Below are 16,310 nucleotides of genomic sequence, written 5' to 3'. Positions count from 1 at the left end.
CATGAACTGGCACCCGATCGGCGAGATCTCCGATATTCCTTTGCGTGGCTCCCGCTGCGTGAAGACCCCGCATATGAATATCGCCGTCTTCCGCACGGGCGAGGACGAGGTCTATGCGATCGAAAACCGCTGCCCGCACAAGGGCGGGCCGCTTTCCGAGGGCATCGTGCATGGAAATGCCGTCACCTGCCCACTACACAACTGGGTGATTTCGCTGGAGACTGGCAAGGCACTCGGCGCCGATGACGGCGCGGTGCGTACCATCCCGCTCAGGAACAAGGGCGGCAGGCTCTATATCGCGCTCGAAAGCCTCGTTATGGCGGCCGAATGATGGGAGCGGAGGTCAGGACCACCTGCCCCTATTGCGGTGTCGGCTGCGGCGTGATCGCCCGGGTGGACGAGGCCGGCACCGTGACCGTGAAGGGCGACCCGGAGCACCCGGCCAATTTCGGGCGGCTCTGTTCCAAAGGTTCGGCGCTTGCCGAAACCATCGATCTCGACGGTCGGCTGCTCCATCCCGAAATCGATGGCAGACAGGCAGGCTGGGATGAAGCTCTCGCTCTCGTCGCCAACAGATTTTCCGAGACCATCGCCCAACATGGCCCTGATGCCGTCGCCTTTTATGTCTCGGGTCAGCTTCTGACCGAGGATTATTATGTCGCCAACAAGCTGATGAAGGGCTTCATCGGCTCCGCCAATATCGACACCAATTCCCGCCTCTGCATGTCTTCCTCGGTCGCCGGCCATCGCCGCGCTTTCGGCTCGGATACGGTTCCCGGTCTCTACGAGGATCTGGAACTTGCCGATCTCGTCATACTGACCGGGTCCAACCTCGCCTGGTGCCATCCTGTCATCTACCAGCGGCTGGCTGCCGCCAAAGCGGCCCGGCCGGGCCTGAAGATCGTCGTCATCGATCCGCGCCGGACGATGACCTGCGATATTGCCGATCTGCATCTTGCCATCCGTCCCGACGGCGACGTGGCGCTCTTCATGGGGCTTTTGGCCCACCTCGCGGCAAGCCCTGCTATCGACCAGAACTATATCGGCGCCCATACGGAAGGTTTTGGTGCGACTTTCGCCGCTGCCGCTGCGCTATCGGTAGACGACCTGCTTGAGCGCACCGGCCTGCCGGCCATGCAGGTGAGGGAATTCTTTCGCCTGTTCGTGACGACCGAGAAGGTCGTCACCTGCTACAGCCAGGGCGTCAACCAGTCCACGTCGGGCACTGACAAGGTCAACGCGATCATCAATTGCCACCTGGCAACCGGCCGCATCGGCCGCCCCGGCATGGGGCCGTTTTCGCTGACGGGACAGCCGAATGCCATGGGCGGGCGCGAGGTCGGCGGACTCGCGAATATGCTGGCAGCCCATATGGCGATCGAAAGCGCTGACGATCGCGACCGGGTGCAGCGCTTCTGGAATGCGCCTGAGGTTGCCGCCAAGCCCGGCCTGAAGGCAGTCGATCTGTTCCGCGCCGTCGAAGAAGGCCGCATCAAGGCATTGTGGATCATGGCGACCAATCCCGTCGTTTCCCTGCCGGATGCACGTCGTGTCGAGGCTGCGATTGCTGCCTGCCCCTTCGTGGTCGTTTCCGACATGTTGTGCGAGACCGATACGACGCGGCACGCGCATGTGCTGCTGCCCTCCCTCGGCTGGGGCGAGAAGGACGGAACGGTCACCAATTCGGAACGCCGCATATCGAGGCAACGCCCCTTTCTCGCTCTGCCGGGAGAGGCGCGCGCCGACTGGTGGCAGATGGCAGAAGTCGGCCGCCGGATGGGCTTTGCCGCATTTGACTACACGTCTCCGGCCGATATTTTCGCCGAGCACGCGGCACTCTCCGCCTTCGAGAATGACGGCAGCCGCGACTTCGATATCGGCGCCTACGCCGAGACGGCAGCGCCAGCCTATGACGCGCTGAAACCATTCCAGTGGCCGCAGCCTTTTGGAAAAGAGAAAAAGGAAACCCGGTTCTTCGCCGAGGGCGGTTTCTTCCATCCCGATCGCAAGGCGCGTTTCGTCGCTATCGAAGCGCCGGCAACCGACAGAACAGATTCAACCTATCCCTTCACGCTGAATACGGGCCGCATCCGCGACCAGTGGCACACCATGACACGGACGGGAAAGAGCGCGCGACTATCATCCCATATCGCCGAGCCTTTTGCGGAAATCCATCCGCGCGACGCGATGGAACTTGGCGTGGCCGACGCCGCCCTCGTGCAGATCGAAAGCAGCTATGGCAAGGCGATCATCCGCGCGCTGGTGACCGACCGGCAGGCGCGCGGCAGCGTTTTCGTGCCGATGCACTGGAGCGACCAGAATTCGGCTGAGGCGCGGATCGGCGCCGTCGTCAAACCCACAACGGACCCCGTTTCGGGTCAGCCTGCCTCGAAGAATGTCGCCGTTGCCGTCAGCCGCTATCGCGCTTCCACTTATGGCTTCGCCGTCAGCATGGCAAAGCCTGATGTGGCGGAAGCGGACTATTGGGCACTCGCCAAGGCCGATGGCGGATGGCGGCTGGAGCTTGCGTTCCATGACGGTATCGAAGACTGGACGGCCTGGTGCCGAAAAAGCTTCGGCATTGCCGACCATATCGAGCCCTTGGGTTATGCCGACCAACAATCCGGCGACCGGCGGATTGCCTTCTTCGACGGAGAGAGGCTGCTTGCCGCGCTCTTTCTTGCAAGAGAGCCGGTTGCCGTCGCGCGCAACTGGGCGGTATCGCAGCTGACTGCCGATCACAGCGATCTGCGTCGCCGCTTTGCCATCATCGCCGGCCGGCCGGGCGCCGACAGGCCCGATCCGGGTGCGACGGTCTGTTCCTGCTTCAGCGTCGGCGTCAACCAGATCGTCGCCGCTGTCCAGTCCGGCTGCCGCAGCGTCGAAGCGATCGGTAACGAACTCAAGGCAGGCACCAATTGCGGTTCTTGCCGCGCCGAAATCAGGGGGATCATCAATGCCTGTGTTGCAGACGCTGCCGAATGATGTTGCCGACCGGGCGCCCGCCCGCATGGCGCCGCTTGCCAAGCTGCCGGTCTTCTGGTCGCTTGCCGGACAACGGGTGATCATCGCTGGCGGCTCGGATGCCTGTGCCTGGAAGGCGGAACTGCTGGCTGCCTGCGGTGCGAAGGTCGAGATCCATGCGGAGCACCTCGGCGAAGCCTGCGCCACCCTCATTGAGCGCGGCGCGCCACATCCTGAAGGCGCGCTCATCCACCGTCCAATGGCGTGGCGCGAAAATATTTTTGCAGGTGCGGCCCTTGCCATAGCGGACTGCGAGGATGAGGCCGAGGCTCGAACGTTTTTCGAAGCGGCGCGGCGAGCCGGCGTTCCCGTCAACATCATCGACAAGCCGGCTTTCTGCCAGTTCCAGTTCGGCTCCATCGTCAACCGCTCGCCTGTCGTGGTGTCGATCTCGACGGATGGAGCGGCACCGATCCTCGCCCAGGCCATTCGCCGCCGCATCGAAACGCTGCTGCCGACATCCCTGAAATCCTGGGCGGTCCTTGCCCAGTCACTGCGCGAGGAGATTGCTCTTCGTCTTAAACACGGCGCAGAGCGCCGCGCCTTCTGGGAGCGTTTTGTCGATCGCGCTTTCGGAGCCGAACCGACGGAAGCAAGCGCCCGCGACATGCTTGCTGATATGGAAAGGCCCGCTCAGACACGCCCCGTCGGGCGGGTGACGCTTGTCGGCGCCGGTCCGGGCGATGCGGAATATCTGACGCTAAAGGCCGTGCGGGCATTGCAGGCCGCCGATGTCATCCTGTTCGATGATCTGGTGTCGGACGAGGTTCTGGAACTGGCGCGGCGCGAGGCAAAACGCCTGCTCGTCGGCAAACGTGGCGGGCGCACGAGCTGCCGCCAGGAAGATATCAACGAGATGATGCTGACTTTCGCCAAGGCCGGCAAAAACGTTGCCCGGCTGAAATCCGGCGACCCGATGATCTTCGGCCGCGCCGGAGAGGAGATTGCCTATCTGAGGCAGAACAATATTCCGGTCGAGGTCATCCCCGGCATCACGGCGGCCAGCGCCATGGCCTCGCGGCTCGGCGTGTCCCTGACGCATCGTGATCATGCGCAGAGCGTTCAATTCGTCACCGGACATTCGCGCTATGGCATCCTGCCTGACACGATCGACTGGCAGGCGATCGCAAACTCAAGAAAAACGACGATCTTCTACATGGGCGGACGCACCGCCGGAGCGATCCAGAACAGGTTGATCAAGGCTGGCCTCGATGCAAAAACACCCGTCGTGATCGTCAGTTCGGTTGCCAATGCCGACGAGCGGCGCTGGACCGGCAGGCTCGATCATCTTTCTTCGGCCATGGCCGGAATCGGCCTCGACCGGCCCGTACTCATCGGCGTCGGGGAGGTTTTTGCCGCCTGCGGTCTGACGGTCGAAACCGGTCTCCCCGTTGCGGCCCAGGCTTGACGACCGGCCGGGTCGGAGAACTCGCTGCAAATCGGGTCTCAAGTCGGATGTATACACGTAACTGGAGCTCGGCTTGCTGCGGCTTCAATTTCCACGCGGACCACACTCTCCCCGACTCCAAGGGTCGAGACGGGAGCCCAAAGCTTTGCCACAAGGGCTGCGACAGAAAATGGCGATGAAGGGTGACCGGGTCACGCCGAAAACCCCAAACACGTCATATCACCGTGCTTGTGATCCCTGTCGGCGGCGGGATAAGACAACCGCAAATGTAGTCGTTACCGCGATTGCCGCCAAAATCGCTCCCCATTGGTCGTAGGTTATTTCGTCAAAGCCCTCGTTGTTCGCAAGCACGAAACTGGCACAGGTCAATACGCCAGCAGCAAGCCCGACATAGGCCACTGCAAATCCGGACAACACCCTGGTCGAGAACAATATCAACGGAAGATACAGTACGCCCACGACCGGGTCGTACGGTCCCAAGATGTCCAGTAAGAAGACAGCCGAAAGGCCTAGGGGTATTATGATGAGCATAGTGATGCTCGGGGGGTGTTCGCTTTTCATCTCAACGTCTCCAGTGAACTCTCGCGGCGGGTTCCGTAGCGCCACCGCAGCAGCGTCGCTGTGCAACACTGTTGGTAGCTCGGAACATTCGGGAGCTATGTGCGGACTACGTGCAATGTCCCCTAGGCTGCATTAGCCGGCTCGCCCTGGCTTCTGAAATGAGCGATACCTGTAACGGCTTCCGTCACCGGCATTGTTATTCCTTGCCGCTCCGCCATTTCGATGACGGCATCGCAAATCGAGGCAAGCTCAAGCCGATTTCCTTTCTCCAAATCCTGGAGCATCGAAGTCTTTACATCTCCGAGCATTCGACCGGATTCAATGATCGCATCGGGATCGACCTCAAGTTTGCCACCATAGGCCTCGATGACAGGAATGACCTCCCGAAGCATCTGTCGGCTGACGTCAGAGAGATAGTGATTGCCGAAATTCTCACGAAGCGTCGCACCCGTTATTGCGGTCACCGGATTGGAGATAAGGTTGCGTACGACCTTCGTCCAAACGGCATCGCGAATGCGCGTGGCGACACGGACGTCAATTCCTGCGGTATTTAGAATAGCTGCCAATTCGCCGACACGTGCAGACAGTCGGTCATCAAGCTCCCCGATCGTCATCTGCAACGGATTGAAGGTTTGCGCGGTCCCCCAACCCAAACGCTCGGCCGTTATGACAGTGGTCGTGCCTATGATTTGCCGCGATGGCATCAATTTCTTCAGGTTGCCCTTTGGGTCGACAGACCGAACAACTGGACCGTCCCACAGCCCACCTTCGCCGTCGAAGTACCACCACGGGATACCATTGACGACCGGGATGATCGTCGTTTCACTGGTAATGAGCGGCTGCAAGGACGCGGCCAATTCCGGCAGGTCGTAAGATTTTGCGCACAGGAATAAGATATGTTGCGGGCCAAAGTCTGCCGCCCGGCCAACCTCCACTTGTGAGCGGTGATCCCCTTCCTTGTCCAGCAGCCGTATCCCGTTCTCCCTTATCGAGGCCAGGCTTCCGCCTCGAGCGATCAACCTTACGCGGAAACCGACGATCGAAAATCTTGCGGCAATCGTGATGCCGATAGCGCCCGCGCCTGCTACACAAATTGATGGAACCTGATCGTTCTCTTCGAGAAGTTGCGACATATAGTGTCTCCTGCTGAACTTCGGTGACGCCGCGAGAATGACAGCGTCAACCTTTAGGCATGATTTTTCGCGGGTTAGCCGGAATTTGGCGACTTCCTGGACGCTGATGGTGAGATGTTAGGCCGCGAACAGTGCCGAATGGATGTTACCGCCGGCTCCGTGGCTAAGAGTTGAACATGCAAACTCCTACCGACGGATTCGACAGCTATCTGATCCGCGTTAGTAGCAGTCGGGAGAGGTGACAACGGTTCCGACAACGTTGCGTGTCGGCCGCGATCCAGATGCTTTGTTCCGATCGATTCCGATACGAAGAAGTTATGACTTCGCTGTCGTCTACGCATCTATACGGAGGTCTAGCCAGCGCCTACAATTGGTGTATAGCCAAAACCGCGAGCTAGCCCTACCAGCTCCTTCGGATCCTCCCAACGAGGAGATAACGGGTCGTTTCGTCCACTCATTCGGCTGCCCATCTGCCAAACCGAGCGGAAAATTGGCAACCAGCAGGTTACCAGCTTTCGACGTTGGCGCCTGCCCATCGACACACATCTGCACCGGATAGTGCGAGGACAGCTCCAGCGCGTTTTTGAATACAGCGTCGGTCGACCTACCTCTTTGTCCCGGCATCGCTACACCTCGGTATAGATGCATGCGGTCATTGATCAGGGGTATTCTAACAACTGCGTAACGGCCTAAGGAAATGCCTCTGTCAGAAGCAGCAATGCGATTGGTTTGCCTCATACGCAACCAGTCAAGACCCGGCTCTTTCGCCGCGTCGGCCTTGGAGGCGGAAACCGTGGAAATTCCGCAGGGCTTCTTAGAAAAGCGGCCGACCTGGCCGCTGTCCGGATGCTGACGACCAAATCGTTACCGCAATTCAATGGAACTGCACCAATCATGCCCCAAGACCCGGATAAAAGAGCAGGCACGCCAAGATGTTTCATTCTGGAGACAGGCATCGTGTGTTTTATCGCTTTCGCCTGTTGCCTCGCGGTATGGGCCTCGCTCGAGCTTAGCGTTGCCTCAAGCGAGACGGATGAAAGCCCCCGCGCTACGTCTTCGGTGCCAGTAAAGGTCGCCAGGCCAGTTCCCGTGTATCTTTACAGTCTTGGTTCGGTGCACGGATTGAGCGCAGTCACCGTCAGAACGCGAATAGAGGTTCGAACCGCGGGTGTCGCTGGTAGCTAATTTCCCCCAAACTCCCCCGTTTTCGCGACGATGGCTCTCGGTGGAGTCGTCCTCAGCATTTGCTGGACGGCAACCTGCTGACAGGCGCGATGATTTTCCTGGGCGTCGACGGCAGCATCCCTGATGGCCCTTCACCGCTTCGCTCAGGTGCATTCGTCATCTGTGCGCCACGATCTAACCAGTGACATTAGGTAGTATTTCGCTCAAACATTTTGCATCATTCTCCGATTCCCTTTTAGGCGACACGAGATCTCACATGCCCTCGAGACTGAATCGCAAATTGCAGATGCCCCGCCGCGACGACCTCGGCCTTCTGACGATCGCCAACGGCTCCGGCCTCTCCATATCGGCGCTGCCGAACGGCACGCTCTTCTCCATCGATTATGTCGACAGCCTCGGATCGGTGCAGATCAACCAGATCCAGGGATCGCCGCTGTCCGGCAGCGTCGGACGCCTCTATCTGCGGATCGGCGGCAAGAAGCCTGCCGTTGCAGAGATCGTCGGACCTCGGGCGCAGGGTCGTTTTGGCCATAGTGAGGCAGGCTTCTCCTGGAGTGGCGAAGTCGAAGACATCCACTATCAGGTGAGCCTCGTGCTTGCCCCTTCCGAAACGACATGGTTCTGGCATGTGGCGCTTGCACATTCCGGCGCGGAAAAGCTGCCGGCCGATCTCGTGCTGGTTCAGGATATCGGCCTCGGCGATCGCGGTTTCCTGATGAACAGCGAAGCCTATGCCTCGCAATATGTCGATCACCACATTGCCGAGCATCCGGCCTTCGGACCAGTGGTGATGAACCGGCAGAACCTCAAGCAGGGCGGCGGGCGCAATCCTTGGCTCGCGCAGGGCTGCCTGGAAGGTGTTGCAGCTTACGCTACCGATGCGATCCAGCTGGTCAAATCGACCGCCGGCAAGGACGATCTTCTCGTCGGTCCCTTCGGCACGGATCTGCCAAGCCAGCGCCGGCAACATGAAATGGCCTGCCCGGCCCTTCAGTCGAAGTCGCTTGCCGTTTCGGCCGAAGGCGTCACTGCGAGCTTCTTCGGCTTGTTCCTCAACGATCATCAGGCAGCCTCCGACAATGCCGATCTTTCCCGCCTCGATCATCTGAAAGCCGTCGAAAAGACGGTGGCTGGTCCGGCCGAGCAAGTACCGCCGCGCAGCATCGTGCAGGATGCCGGGCTGCTGACGGTGGAGACGCTGGACGACAAGGCGCTTACCCGCCTCTATCCCGATCGTATGCTCGAAGAGCGCGCAGACGGAAAGCTGCTGTCCTTCTTCGTGCCTGAGGGCGCCCTCAATCGCCATGTGGTTCTGCGGGAGAAGGAACTGCAGGTCGCGCGCCGTCACGGCGCGATCGTACGCAGCGGCCAGAACATGTTGCTCGACGACGTGACGCTGGCATCGACCTGCTGGATGCAGGGCATATTTGCCGCGCAGCTGACGATCGGCAATACGTCCTTCCACAAACTGTTTTCGGTCTCCCGCGATCCCTACAATCTGACGCGGGCCAGCGGGCTGCGCATCCTGGCTGATATCGGTCAGGGCTGGCAGCTTCTCGGCGTGCCTTCAGCCTTCGACATGGGCCTCAGCGATTGCCGCTGGATCTATCGCCTTGGCGACCGCACCATCACCGTCACGGCGACAGCGTCAGGCGAAGATCCCGCCATGCAATGGGCCGTCTCTGTCGAGGGTAAGCCCTGCCGCTTCCTGGTCTTCGGCCATCTCGTTCTCGGCGAGCGGGAATATGACACAAGCGGTTATGCCGAATTCGACGCAGAAGCCAAACGCATCCGCTTCCGCCCAGACCCGCATTGGCTCTGGGGCGAGCGTTTTCCCGATGCCAGCTACTGGCTGGTGAGCTCCACGCCTGGCGCCGTCGAGGCGGTTGGCGGCGACGAGTTTCTTTATGAAGACGGCGTGGCCCGCAACGGCGCCTACATTGCCCTGCGCTCCCACGAGACACAATCGCTCGCCTTCGCCGTCGTCGGCTCGATGACGGACATGGCAGAGGCCGAGCGTCTGGCCGATCGCTACGCAGGTGGTATCACGCAGGAGGCGATGCTCGATCCAGCTTCGCGTTTCTGGCAGCACGCCATTCGCGGCCTGACACTCGACAAGCCCAAAGCCGATGCGGTGGCGCATGCCGCGATCCTGCCCTGGCTCGCACATGATGCAATCGTGCATCTCAGCGTCCCGCACGGGCTGGAGCAATATACGGGCGCTGCCTGGGGCGCGCGCGATGCCTGCCAGGGGCCGGTGGAATTCCTGCTCGCCTACGAGCATGACCGCGAAGCCAAGGAAGTGGTCAAGACTGTCTTCAGCGAGCAGTACCTGGAAAAGGGCGATTGGCCGCAATGGTTCATGCTGGAACCCTATGCCAACATCCGCTCCGGCGACAGCCACGGTGATATCGTCGTCTGGCCGCTGAAGGCGCTCTGCGACTATATCGAGGCAACTGGCGATCTCGCCGTCCTCGATGAAAAGGTGGTCTGGCGCGACGACAAGACCATGGGCAGGGCACCGGCCGATACGATCACCGTCCATGTCGACAAGCTTCTCGCTACCGTGCGCGAGCGCTTCATTCCCGGCACGCATCTGATCCGCTACGGCGAAGGCGACTGGAACGATTCCCTGCAGCCGGCCGATCCGCATCTGCGCGACTGGATGGTGAGCAGCTGGACCGTTTCCCTGCTCTATGAACAGATCGTGCGCTATTCCGCCATCCTGCGTCGCATCGGCCAGGCCGCTGACGCCACGGAACTGCGCAAGATCGCCACCGCCATGCGGCGCGACTTCAACAAACACCTGATCCGCGATGGCGTGGTCGCCGGTTACGGCATCTTCGATCCCACCCATGACGGCGTCGAGCTGCTGCTGCATCCCGATGACCAGCGTACCGGGCTGCACTATTCGTTGATTTCGATGACGCAGGCCATGCTCGGCAAGCTTTTCACGCCAGAACAGCGGCAACAGCACATGAAACTGATCGAAAAGCACCTGCTCTTCCCCGACGGCGTGCGCCTGATGGAGAAGCCTGCGACCTATGCCGGCGGTCCGGAGACGTTGTTCCGGCGTGCGGAATCCTCCTCCTTCTTCGGCCGCGAGATTGGCCTCATGTATGTGCATGCGCATCTGCGCTACTGCGAGACCCTGGCAATTGCTGAGGATGCAAAGGCGCTCTGGAAGACGATCGGTCTCGTCAATCCGATCGCCGTGACCGACGCCTTGCCACACGCCTCACTGCGCCAGCGCAACACCTATTTCAGCAGCAGCGATGCCGCCTTCCCTGACCGCTATCAGGCGATGAGCGACTGGGACCAGGTCAGGAAGGGCGAGATCGACGTCGACGGCGGCTGGCGCATCTATTCCAGCGGCCCCGGTCTCTATGCCCGCAGTTTTATCGAAAACATCCTCGGCTTCAAACGCCGCTTCGGCCGCCGCAAGCGCGAACCGCTGTTGCCATCTTCCGCCTCGATCACGATCAAGACGGATCATGCACCCTGGCGCCGGTTGAAAGCTCCATCGAAGACACCGAAGCGCTAGCATCGGATCGACATCGCCCTATCTGTCATGAACGGCAGGCTCTCTTAGGCCCGCCGTCTTTTTGTGCGACTGCACCAAGACGAAATTCTACGGATCATATCAATTGATCTTCCTGCAACGGCGTCGAAGCGTTGAAAGTTCGGGAAGAGGCCACCGGGTTCCCGTTATATAATTTATATATCTCAACAGGTTATGCGCATTCTGTTTGTTTATCGATAAAAACACTTGTTCGACGCAAAATAGATGATAACGTTTCAATTAAATTGAATGCCAGAGGGCAGTAGTCAACGTTTGGGAGGACGTGACATGACCAGCAGCAGTAGATTTATGCCCGAAATCCGTCGTCGCACTCTGCTTGCAGGGGTGGGAAGCACCGCCTTGCTAGCCGTAACAGGTGCGACACAGGCGCAGGATGCGGTGAGCGGCGAACTCGTCATTTTGAACTGGCTCGGCGGCTCCGAGCTCGACATGATGCATTCGATCCAGAAGGCCTTTCTGGCGAAATATTCCAATGTGACGATCCGCGAAGTCGTGGTCACCGGCCAGGGCGACATGCGCGGCGGTATCCGCACCGCGCTGATGGGCGGAGAAGTCGTCGATGTGCTGATCAACACCTGGCCGGCCTTCCGCAAGGAGCTCGCCGATGCCGGCATGCTGCGGCCGGTCGATGACCAGTGGAAGACCTTCGGCTGGGACAAGCTGATCAGCCAGTCCTGGAAGGATCTCGGCGCCATCGATGGCAAGACCTACGGCCTGACCTACACATTCGGTGACCGTTCCGGCATCTGGTACAAGAAGGAACATCTCGCCAAGGCCGGCATTACCGAGCCGCCGAAGACCTGGGATGAATTTGTCGCGTCCTTTTCGAAGCTGACCCAAGCCGGCTATGCGGCCCCGGTTGCCATTCCCGGAAAATATTGGGCGCATGCCGAATGGTTCGAAACACTGTTGCTGAGGACCGCAGGCGTCGAAACGGCGACGAAGCTCGCCGCCCATGAGATCCCCTGGACCGATCCCGCCGTGAAGACGGCGCTGACCAAATACGCCCAGATGCTGACATCCGGCTGCTGCGGCGCGCCGAACACAATGCTTGCCAATGACTGGGACGGCGAAGCCGACCAGATTTTCCAGGCCAATGCCAAGAACTATCTGCTGATCGGCATGTGGATGAACAACCGCGCCAAGAACGACTACAAACTCACCGAAGGCAAGGATTATGGCCTCTTCCAGTTCCCGTCTCTCGGCATGGGTCATGACGATACATCGAGCGTCGATGCCAAGGAATTACTGGTGACGACGAACGGCCCCAATCCGAAGGCGGCCGACGCCTTTCTCGATTTCTGGACGAGCGCGGATGCCGCCAATATTCTCGCCAAGGCGGGTTATGCCTCGCCGAGCAGCAATGTCGATGCCTCTCTGTACGGCGAAGCGCAGAAGGTGGCGACGCAAGCCGTCGCGAGCTCGAAACTGCAATTCGTACTCGGCGACCTTTTGCCCGGCGATCTCGTCGACGAATATCGCGTGCAGCTGCAGAAATTCCTGCAAGATCCGTCCGATGCCAATATCGATACGGTTCTTGCGGCTATCGAGACCAAGGCCAAGGGTTCCTATTGATGGCTAGCACCTCCGCTTCCCCGGTGCGGGAAGCGGCGGGCGTGATGCAGGGTTCTCCGCTGGCGGCTGGCATCAAAGGCCGTCGGCGTCTGCTCAGGGACACGCCCGCCGCACTGATCCTGATTGCGCCAGTTCTCGTGTTGTTTGCGATCACCGTGATCTACCCGCTGGTGGAGACGATCCGGCTAAGCTTCTGGGATATCCAGGGGCTGAGAAAACCAGCCTTCATCGGCTTGGGCAATTATGCACGGCTGTTTGCCGACACGGCTTTCCGCAACACGCTGCTGACGACCCTGATCTTCACCATCGGCACGACAGTGATTTCGGTGGCGATCGGCTGGGTACTGGCGATGCTGTGCGCCTTCGCGCCGCAGCAGACCCTGCCCTTCCGCGTGATGATCTTCGCGGCCTTCGGCATTTCGGAAGCGGTTTCCGGCTATATGTGGATCGGCATTTACAGGGCGGATGCCGGCGGCCTGCTCAATTCGCTGATCCAGCTCCTGGGTTTTCCGGGCTTTGCGCATGCCTGGTTAGGGGATGCCAACACGGCCCTCTGGGCGCTGATCGTCGCGGCTTCCTGGAGCGGCGTCGGTCTGCCCCTCATGCTGATCTTTGCGGCCATCCAGGCGGTCCCGAAATCTGTGCTCGAAGCAGCCTATATGGATGGCGCCAAGCCGGTCTCGACCATGCGGCATATCATGATGCCGCTGTCGATGCCGGGCGTGCGCGTCGCCGTCTTCATCAATCTGCTCACGGCACTACGCGCCTTCGACATCATCTATATCCTGACCGGTGGCGGCCCCGTGCGCTCGACGGAAACCGTCGGCTACTTCATGTACCGGGAATCCATGACCCAGTTCAAACTGGGCTATGGTGCGGCCGCGACCGTCATCCTGCTGCTGGCGGTCCTTATCATTTCCATCCCCGCCATCATCCAGCGAACGGCAGGTGCGAAATGATCGGCAAGGCTCCTCGTTGGATTATCGTCGTCGTCGGAATCGTCGCCTTCATCTGGGTGATCCCGATCATGGGTATTGTCGTCACTTCGTTCCGCCCGCCCGAGGGTGTCTCGCTGGGTTGGTGGCGCTTCGATCATTTCGATCTCACGCTCGATGCCTGGCGCCGCGTCTGGGACAAATATCCGCTCGCAGACTCCATGTGGGTGACGATGAAGACGGCTGGCATCGCGACGGCGCTCACCATGCTTCTGACACCGGCGGCAGCCTATGCCTTCCACTTCCTGACATTCCCGTTCCGCCGGGTGCTGCTGATCGTCATCATCAATGCATTCGTGTTGCCGCAGCAGGTCGTCATCATCCCGCTCTTCACGCTCTGGCGCGACATGGGGCTGATCGACAACATCCTGTCGGTGCTGATCCCCTATGTGGGGCTCTCCTTCGCCTGGTCGATCTTCCTCGTTAAAAACTTCTTCGAGGATTTCCCACGCGAACTGGTAGAGGCCGCCAAGATCGACGGCTGCGGGCCGCTGGCGACCTTCCGCCATGTGGTGCTGCCGAACAGCCTTTCGCCGATCTTTGCAGTCGGCATCCTGCAGTTCCTCTGGACATGGAATGCCTTGCTGCTGCCCATGCTCTTCCTGCGCAGCGATGTGCCCCTTCCCGTGCTGCTTGCCCGCATTTCCGGCAGCTACGAGATCAACTGGGACCTGAGATCGGTGGCGGCCATCATCACCACCCTCGTTCCCCTGCTCGTCTTCCTTGTCTTCCAACGTCAGTTCGCCGCCGGATCGCAGACACGCACCGGCGCAAAGGAATAGAACCATGCCCAAAACTACGAACAAGCCGCTGCGCTACCGCCAGATCCATCTCGATTTCCATACGTCGGAACATATTCCCGGCATCGGCGCCGATTTCGATCCGGATGCCTTCGTCTCGACGCTGAAGGCAGCACATGTCGATTCCATCACCATCTTCGCCAAGTGCCATCATGGCTGGTCCTATTACCCTACCAAGGTCGGCAAGCCGCATCCGAAGCTTGCCCGCCCGGATCTGCTCGGCGATATGGTGAAGGCGCTGGCCGCCGCCGATATCGAAAGCCCGATCTATATTTCCGTGCAGTGGGACGAGCTGACGGCGCGCGAACATCCCGAATGGCGGGCCATGAGCGCCTCGAACCGCTATCATCACGACCGGCCGGCAGACCCTTCAGCCGGCAAGCAACTGAGCCCTGCCTGGCATACACTTTGCCTCAATCATGCGGGCCTGCGGCACTACATCCTCGAACAGGCGCGCGAAGTCGCCCAGAACTATCCGACACAGGGGCTTTTCTTCGATATCATCCTGACACCGGATTGCGTCTGCCCTGATTGTATCGAGCGCATGCAATGCGAGGGCCTTGACCCGGAAGATCCGGCCGATCGCCTGAAGAATGACGAGGCGGTCAACGAGCAGTTCCGTCGCGAGACCAGCGAGGCATTGTTCGCAGAGTTTCCGGGCCTGCGCGTTTTCTACAATTGCGGCCATATCCATAAGCAGGGGCCAGAACGCTTTTCGACCTATTCGCATCTCGAGCTCGAAAGCCTGCCGACTGGTGGCTGGGGCTATGACCACTTCCCGTCGAGCGCACGTTATGCCGCCACACTCGGCATGGACTTTCTCGCCCATACCGGCAAGTTCCACACATCCTGGGGCGAATTTGGCGGCTTCAAACATCCGGACGCACTGGAATATGAATGCGCCCAGATGATCGCGCTCGGCTCCAAATGCCTGGTCGGCGACCAGCTTCATCCGAACGGAGCTATCAACCCCGACACTTATGCGTCGATCGCACCGGCCTATCATCGCGTCGAGAAGCTCGAACCCTTCCTGGAAGGCGCAAAGCAGATCTCCGAGATCGCCATCCTCTCTGCCGAACATATGAACCCCAAGGGGGCACGCAACCATCCAAGCGATGATGGTGCGGCCCAGGTGCTGCAGGAGCTGAAACGCCCCTTCGATGTCCTCGATATATCCGGCCGCTTCGAACAATACCGCCTGCTGATCCTGCCGGACGAGATCCCCGTCGATGCGCCACTCGCCGCACGTCTGAAATCCTATTTGGCCGGCGGTGGCAAAATCATCGCTTCCTGGCATTCGGGGCTCGATGAGAGCGGTAAATTCGCGATCGACTTCGGCATTGAAAGAGGTGTAGCACCCGTCGCTTTCAAGCCGAGCTATGTAAGGGCCGGCAAAGACCTCGACGCCTCCATGCCGGAAACGGCTTTCGTTTTCTACGATGACGCTGAAACCGTCCGCTCAGCCGGTGCGACTGTCCTGGCGGGTATTTTCCCATCCTACTTCAATCGCTCGTACAAACATTTCTGCTCGCACCAGCATGCGCCGGACGACACAAATGCCGAGATGGTCGGTGCTGCCGTGACCGAGCATAAGGGGGCGGCCTATATTGCCTACCCCATCTTCCGACTCTACCGGGCGATGGGTCAACCGCTCTACAAATATGTCGTTCGCGGCCTTCTCGACCGGCTCGTTCCCAATCCGGCGATGGTCACCGACCTGCCCTCCTCCGGGCGGGCGACATTGACGCGTCAGATCGAGCACGATCGCCATATCCTGCATCTCCTCTACGGTCCGCCACAGATCCGCGGCAAGGACGTGCGCGGCGACGACGGCTCGACGCGGGTGATGGAAATGATCGAGGACATTCCGGCGATCGGCCCTGTCAATGCCACAGTGCGCCTGCCGGCAAAACCGAAGCGTGTCTTCGATGCGATGACCGGCGAGGATCTCGCGTGGAATGCCAGCGACGACGGCGCCATCAACATTACCGTGCCACGCCTGCACATCCACAGCGCAGTAGTGTTCGAAGGCGCCTGATGCAGGTT

General features: G+C 60.2%; 10 protein-coding genes. 8 read left to right on the top strand and 2 right to left on the bottom strand.

Annotated elements, in window-relative coordinates:
- The first annotated feature begins 1 nt into the window (after window position 1).
- Genes nirD through cysG form a run of 3 tightly spaced genes read left to right on the top strand, consistent with a single transcriptional unit; the run spans window position 2 to window position 4,432 of the window.
- Window positions 2-331: a nitrite reductase small subunit NirD gene (gene nirD, locus ACR9ZQ_RS32750; protein WP_481429748.1), complete on the top strand. Its 330-nt coding sequence runs from the start codon at window positions 2-4 to the stop codon at window positions 329-331.
- Window positions 331-2,985 (top strand): nitrate reductase, encoded by a 2,655-nt coding sequence (locus ACR9ZQ_RS32745; RefSeq protein ID WP_481430961.1) that lies wholly within the window; start codon window positions 331-333, stop codon window positions 2,983-2,985. Before nirD ends, ACR9ZQ_RS32745 begins: the two co-directional genes overlap by 1 nt.
- Window positions 2,957-4,432 carry a siroheme synthase CysG gene (gene cysG, locus ACR9ZQ_RS32740; RefSeq protein WP_481429747.1) on the top strand — a complete coding sequence of 492 codons (1,476 nt, stop codon included), beginning with the start codon at window positions 2,957-2,959 and terminating at the stop codon, window positions 4,430-4,432. Before ACR9ZQ_RS32745 ends, cysG begins: the two co-directional genes overlap by 29 nt.
- Window positions 4,433-4,651: 219 nt before the next feature.
- Here cysG and ACR9ZQ_RS32735 read toward each other — a convergent pair whose 3' ends face one another.
- Entirely contained in the window at window positions 4,652-4,993 is a 342-nt protein-coding gene (locus tag ACR9ZQ_RS32735; protein ID WP_113320403.1) for a hypothetical protein, read from the bottom strand.
- Between the two features lie 122 nt (window positions 4,994-5,115).
- On the bottom strand, window positions 5,116-6,126 hold the full coding sequence (locus ACR9ZQ_RS32730) for a ketopantoate reductase family protein (protein ID WP_481429746.1): 1,011 nt from the start codon (window positions 6,124-6,126) through the stop codon (window positions 5,116-5,118).
- Between the two features lie 1,441 nt (window positions 6,127-7,567).
- On the opposite strand from ACR9ZQ_RS32730, the gene ACR9ZQ_RS32725 reads away from it, so the two are divergent.
- The 5 genes from ACR9ZQ_RS32725 (at window position 7,568) to ACR9ZQ_RS32705 (ending at window position 16,302) form a co-directional block, all read left to right on the top strand.
- Window positions 7,568-10,855 carry a GH36-type glycosyl hydrolase domain-containing protein gene (locus ACR9ZQ_RS32725; protein WP_481429745.1) on the top strand — a complete coding sequence of 1,096 codons (3,288 nt, stop codon included), beginning with the start codon at window positions 7,568-7,570 and terminating at the stop codon, window positions 10,853-10,855.
- Window positions 10,856-11,161: 306 nt separating this feature from the next.
- The gene (locus ACR9ZQ_RS32720) at window positions 11,162-12,469 is read left to right on the top strand and encodes an ABC transporter substrate-binding protein (protein WP_481429744.1); all 1,308 of its coding nucleotides are present in this window, start codon (window positions 11,162-11,164) and stop codon (window positions 12,467-12,469) included.
- Complete coding sequence (locus ACR9ZQ_RS32715; RefSeq protein ID WP_481429743.1) at window positions 12,469-13,428, top strand: carbohydrate ABC transporter permease; 960 nt, start codon at window positions 12,469-12,471, stop codon at window positions 13,426-13,428. The genes ACR9ZQ_RS32720 and ACR9ZQ_RS32715 overlap by 1 nt, the downstream gene beginning before the upstream one ends.
- Window positions 13,425-14,246, top strand: coding sequence for a carbohydrate ABC transporter permease (locus tag ACR9ZQ_RS32710; RefSeq protein ID WP_481429742.1), 822 nt, complete (start codon window positions 13,425-13,427; stop codon window positions 14,244-14,246). The genes ACR9ZQ_RS32715 and ACR9ZQ_RS32710 overlap by 4 nt, the downstream gene beginning before the upstream one ends.
- Before the next feature lie 4 nt (window positions 14,247-14,250).
- Window positions 14,251-16,302 (top strand): alpha-amylase family protein, encoded by a 2,052-nt coding sequence (locus ACR9ZQ_RS32705; protein WP_481429741.1) that lies wholly within the window; start codon window positions 14,251-14,253, stop codon window positions 16,300-16,302.
- The last annotated feature ends 8 nt before the right edge of the window (window positions 16,303-16,310 follow it).

This window comes from Rhizobium sp. KNZ14-9A (assembly GCF_056755015.1).
This window is presented reverse-complemented; position numbering and strand designations above follow the sequence as displayed.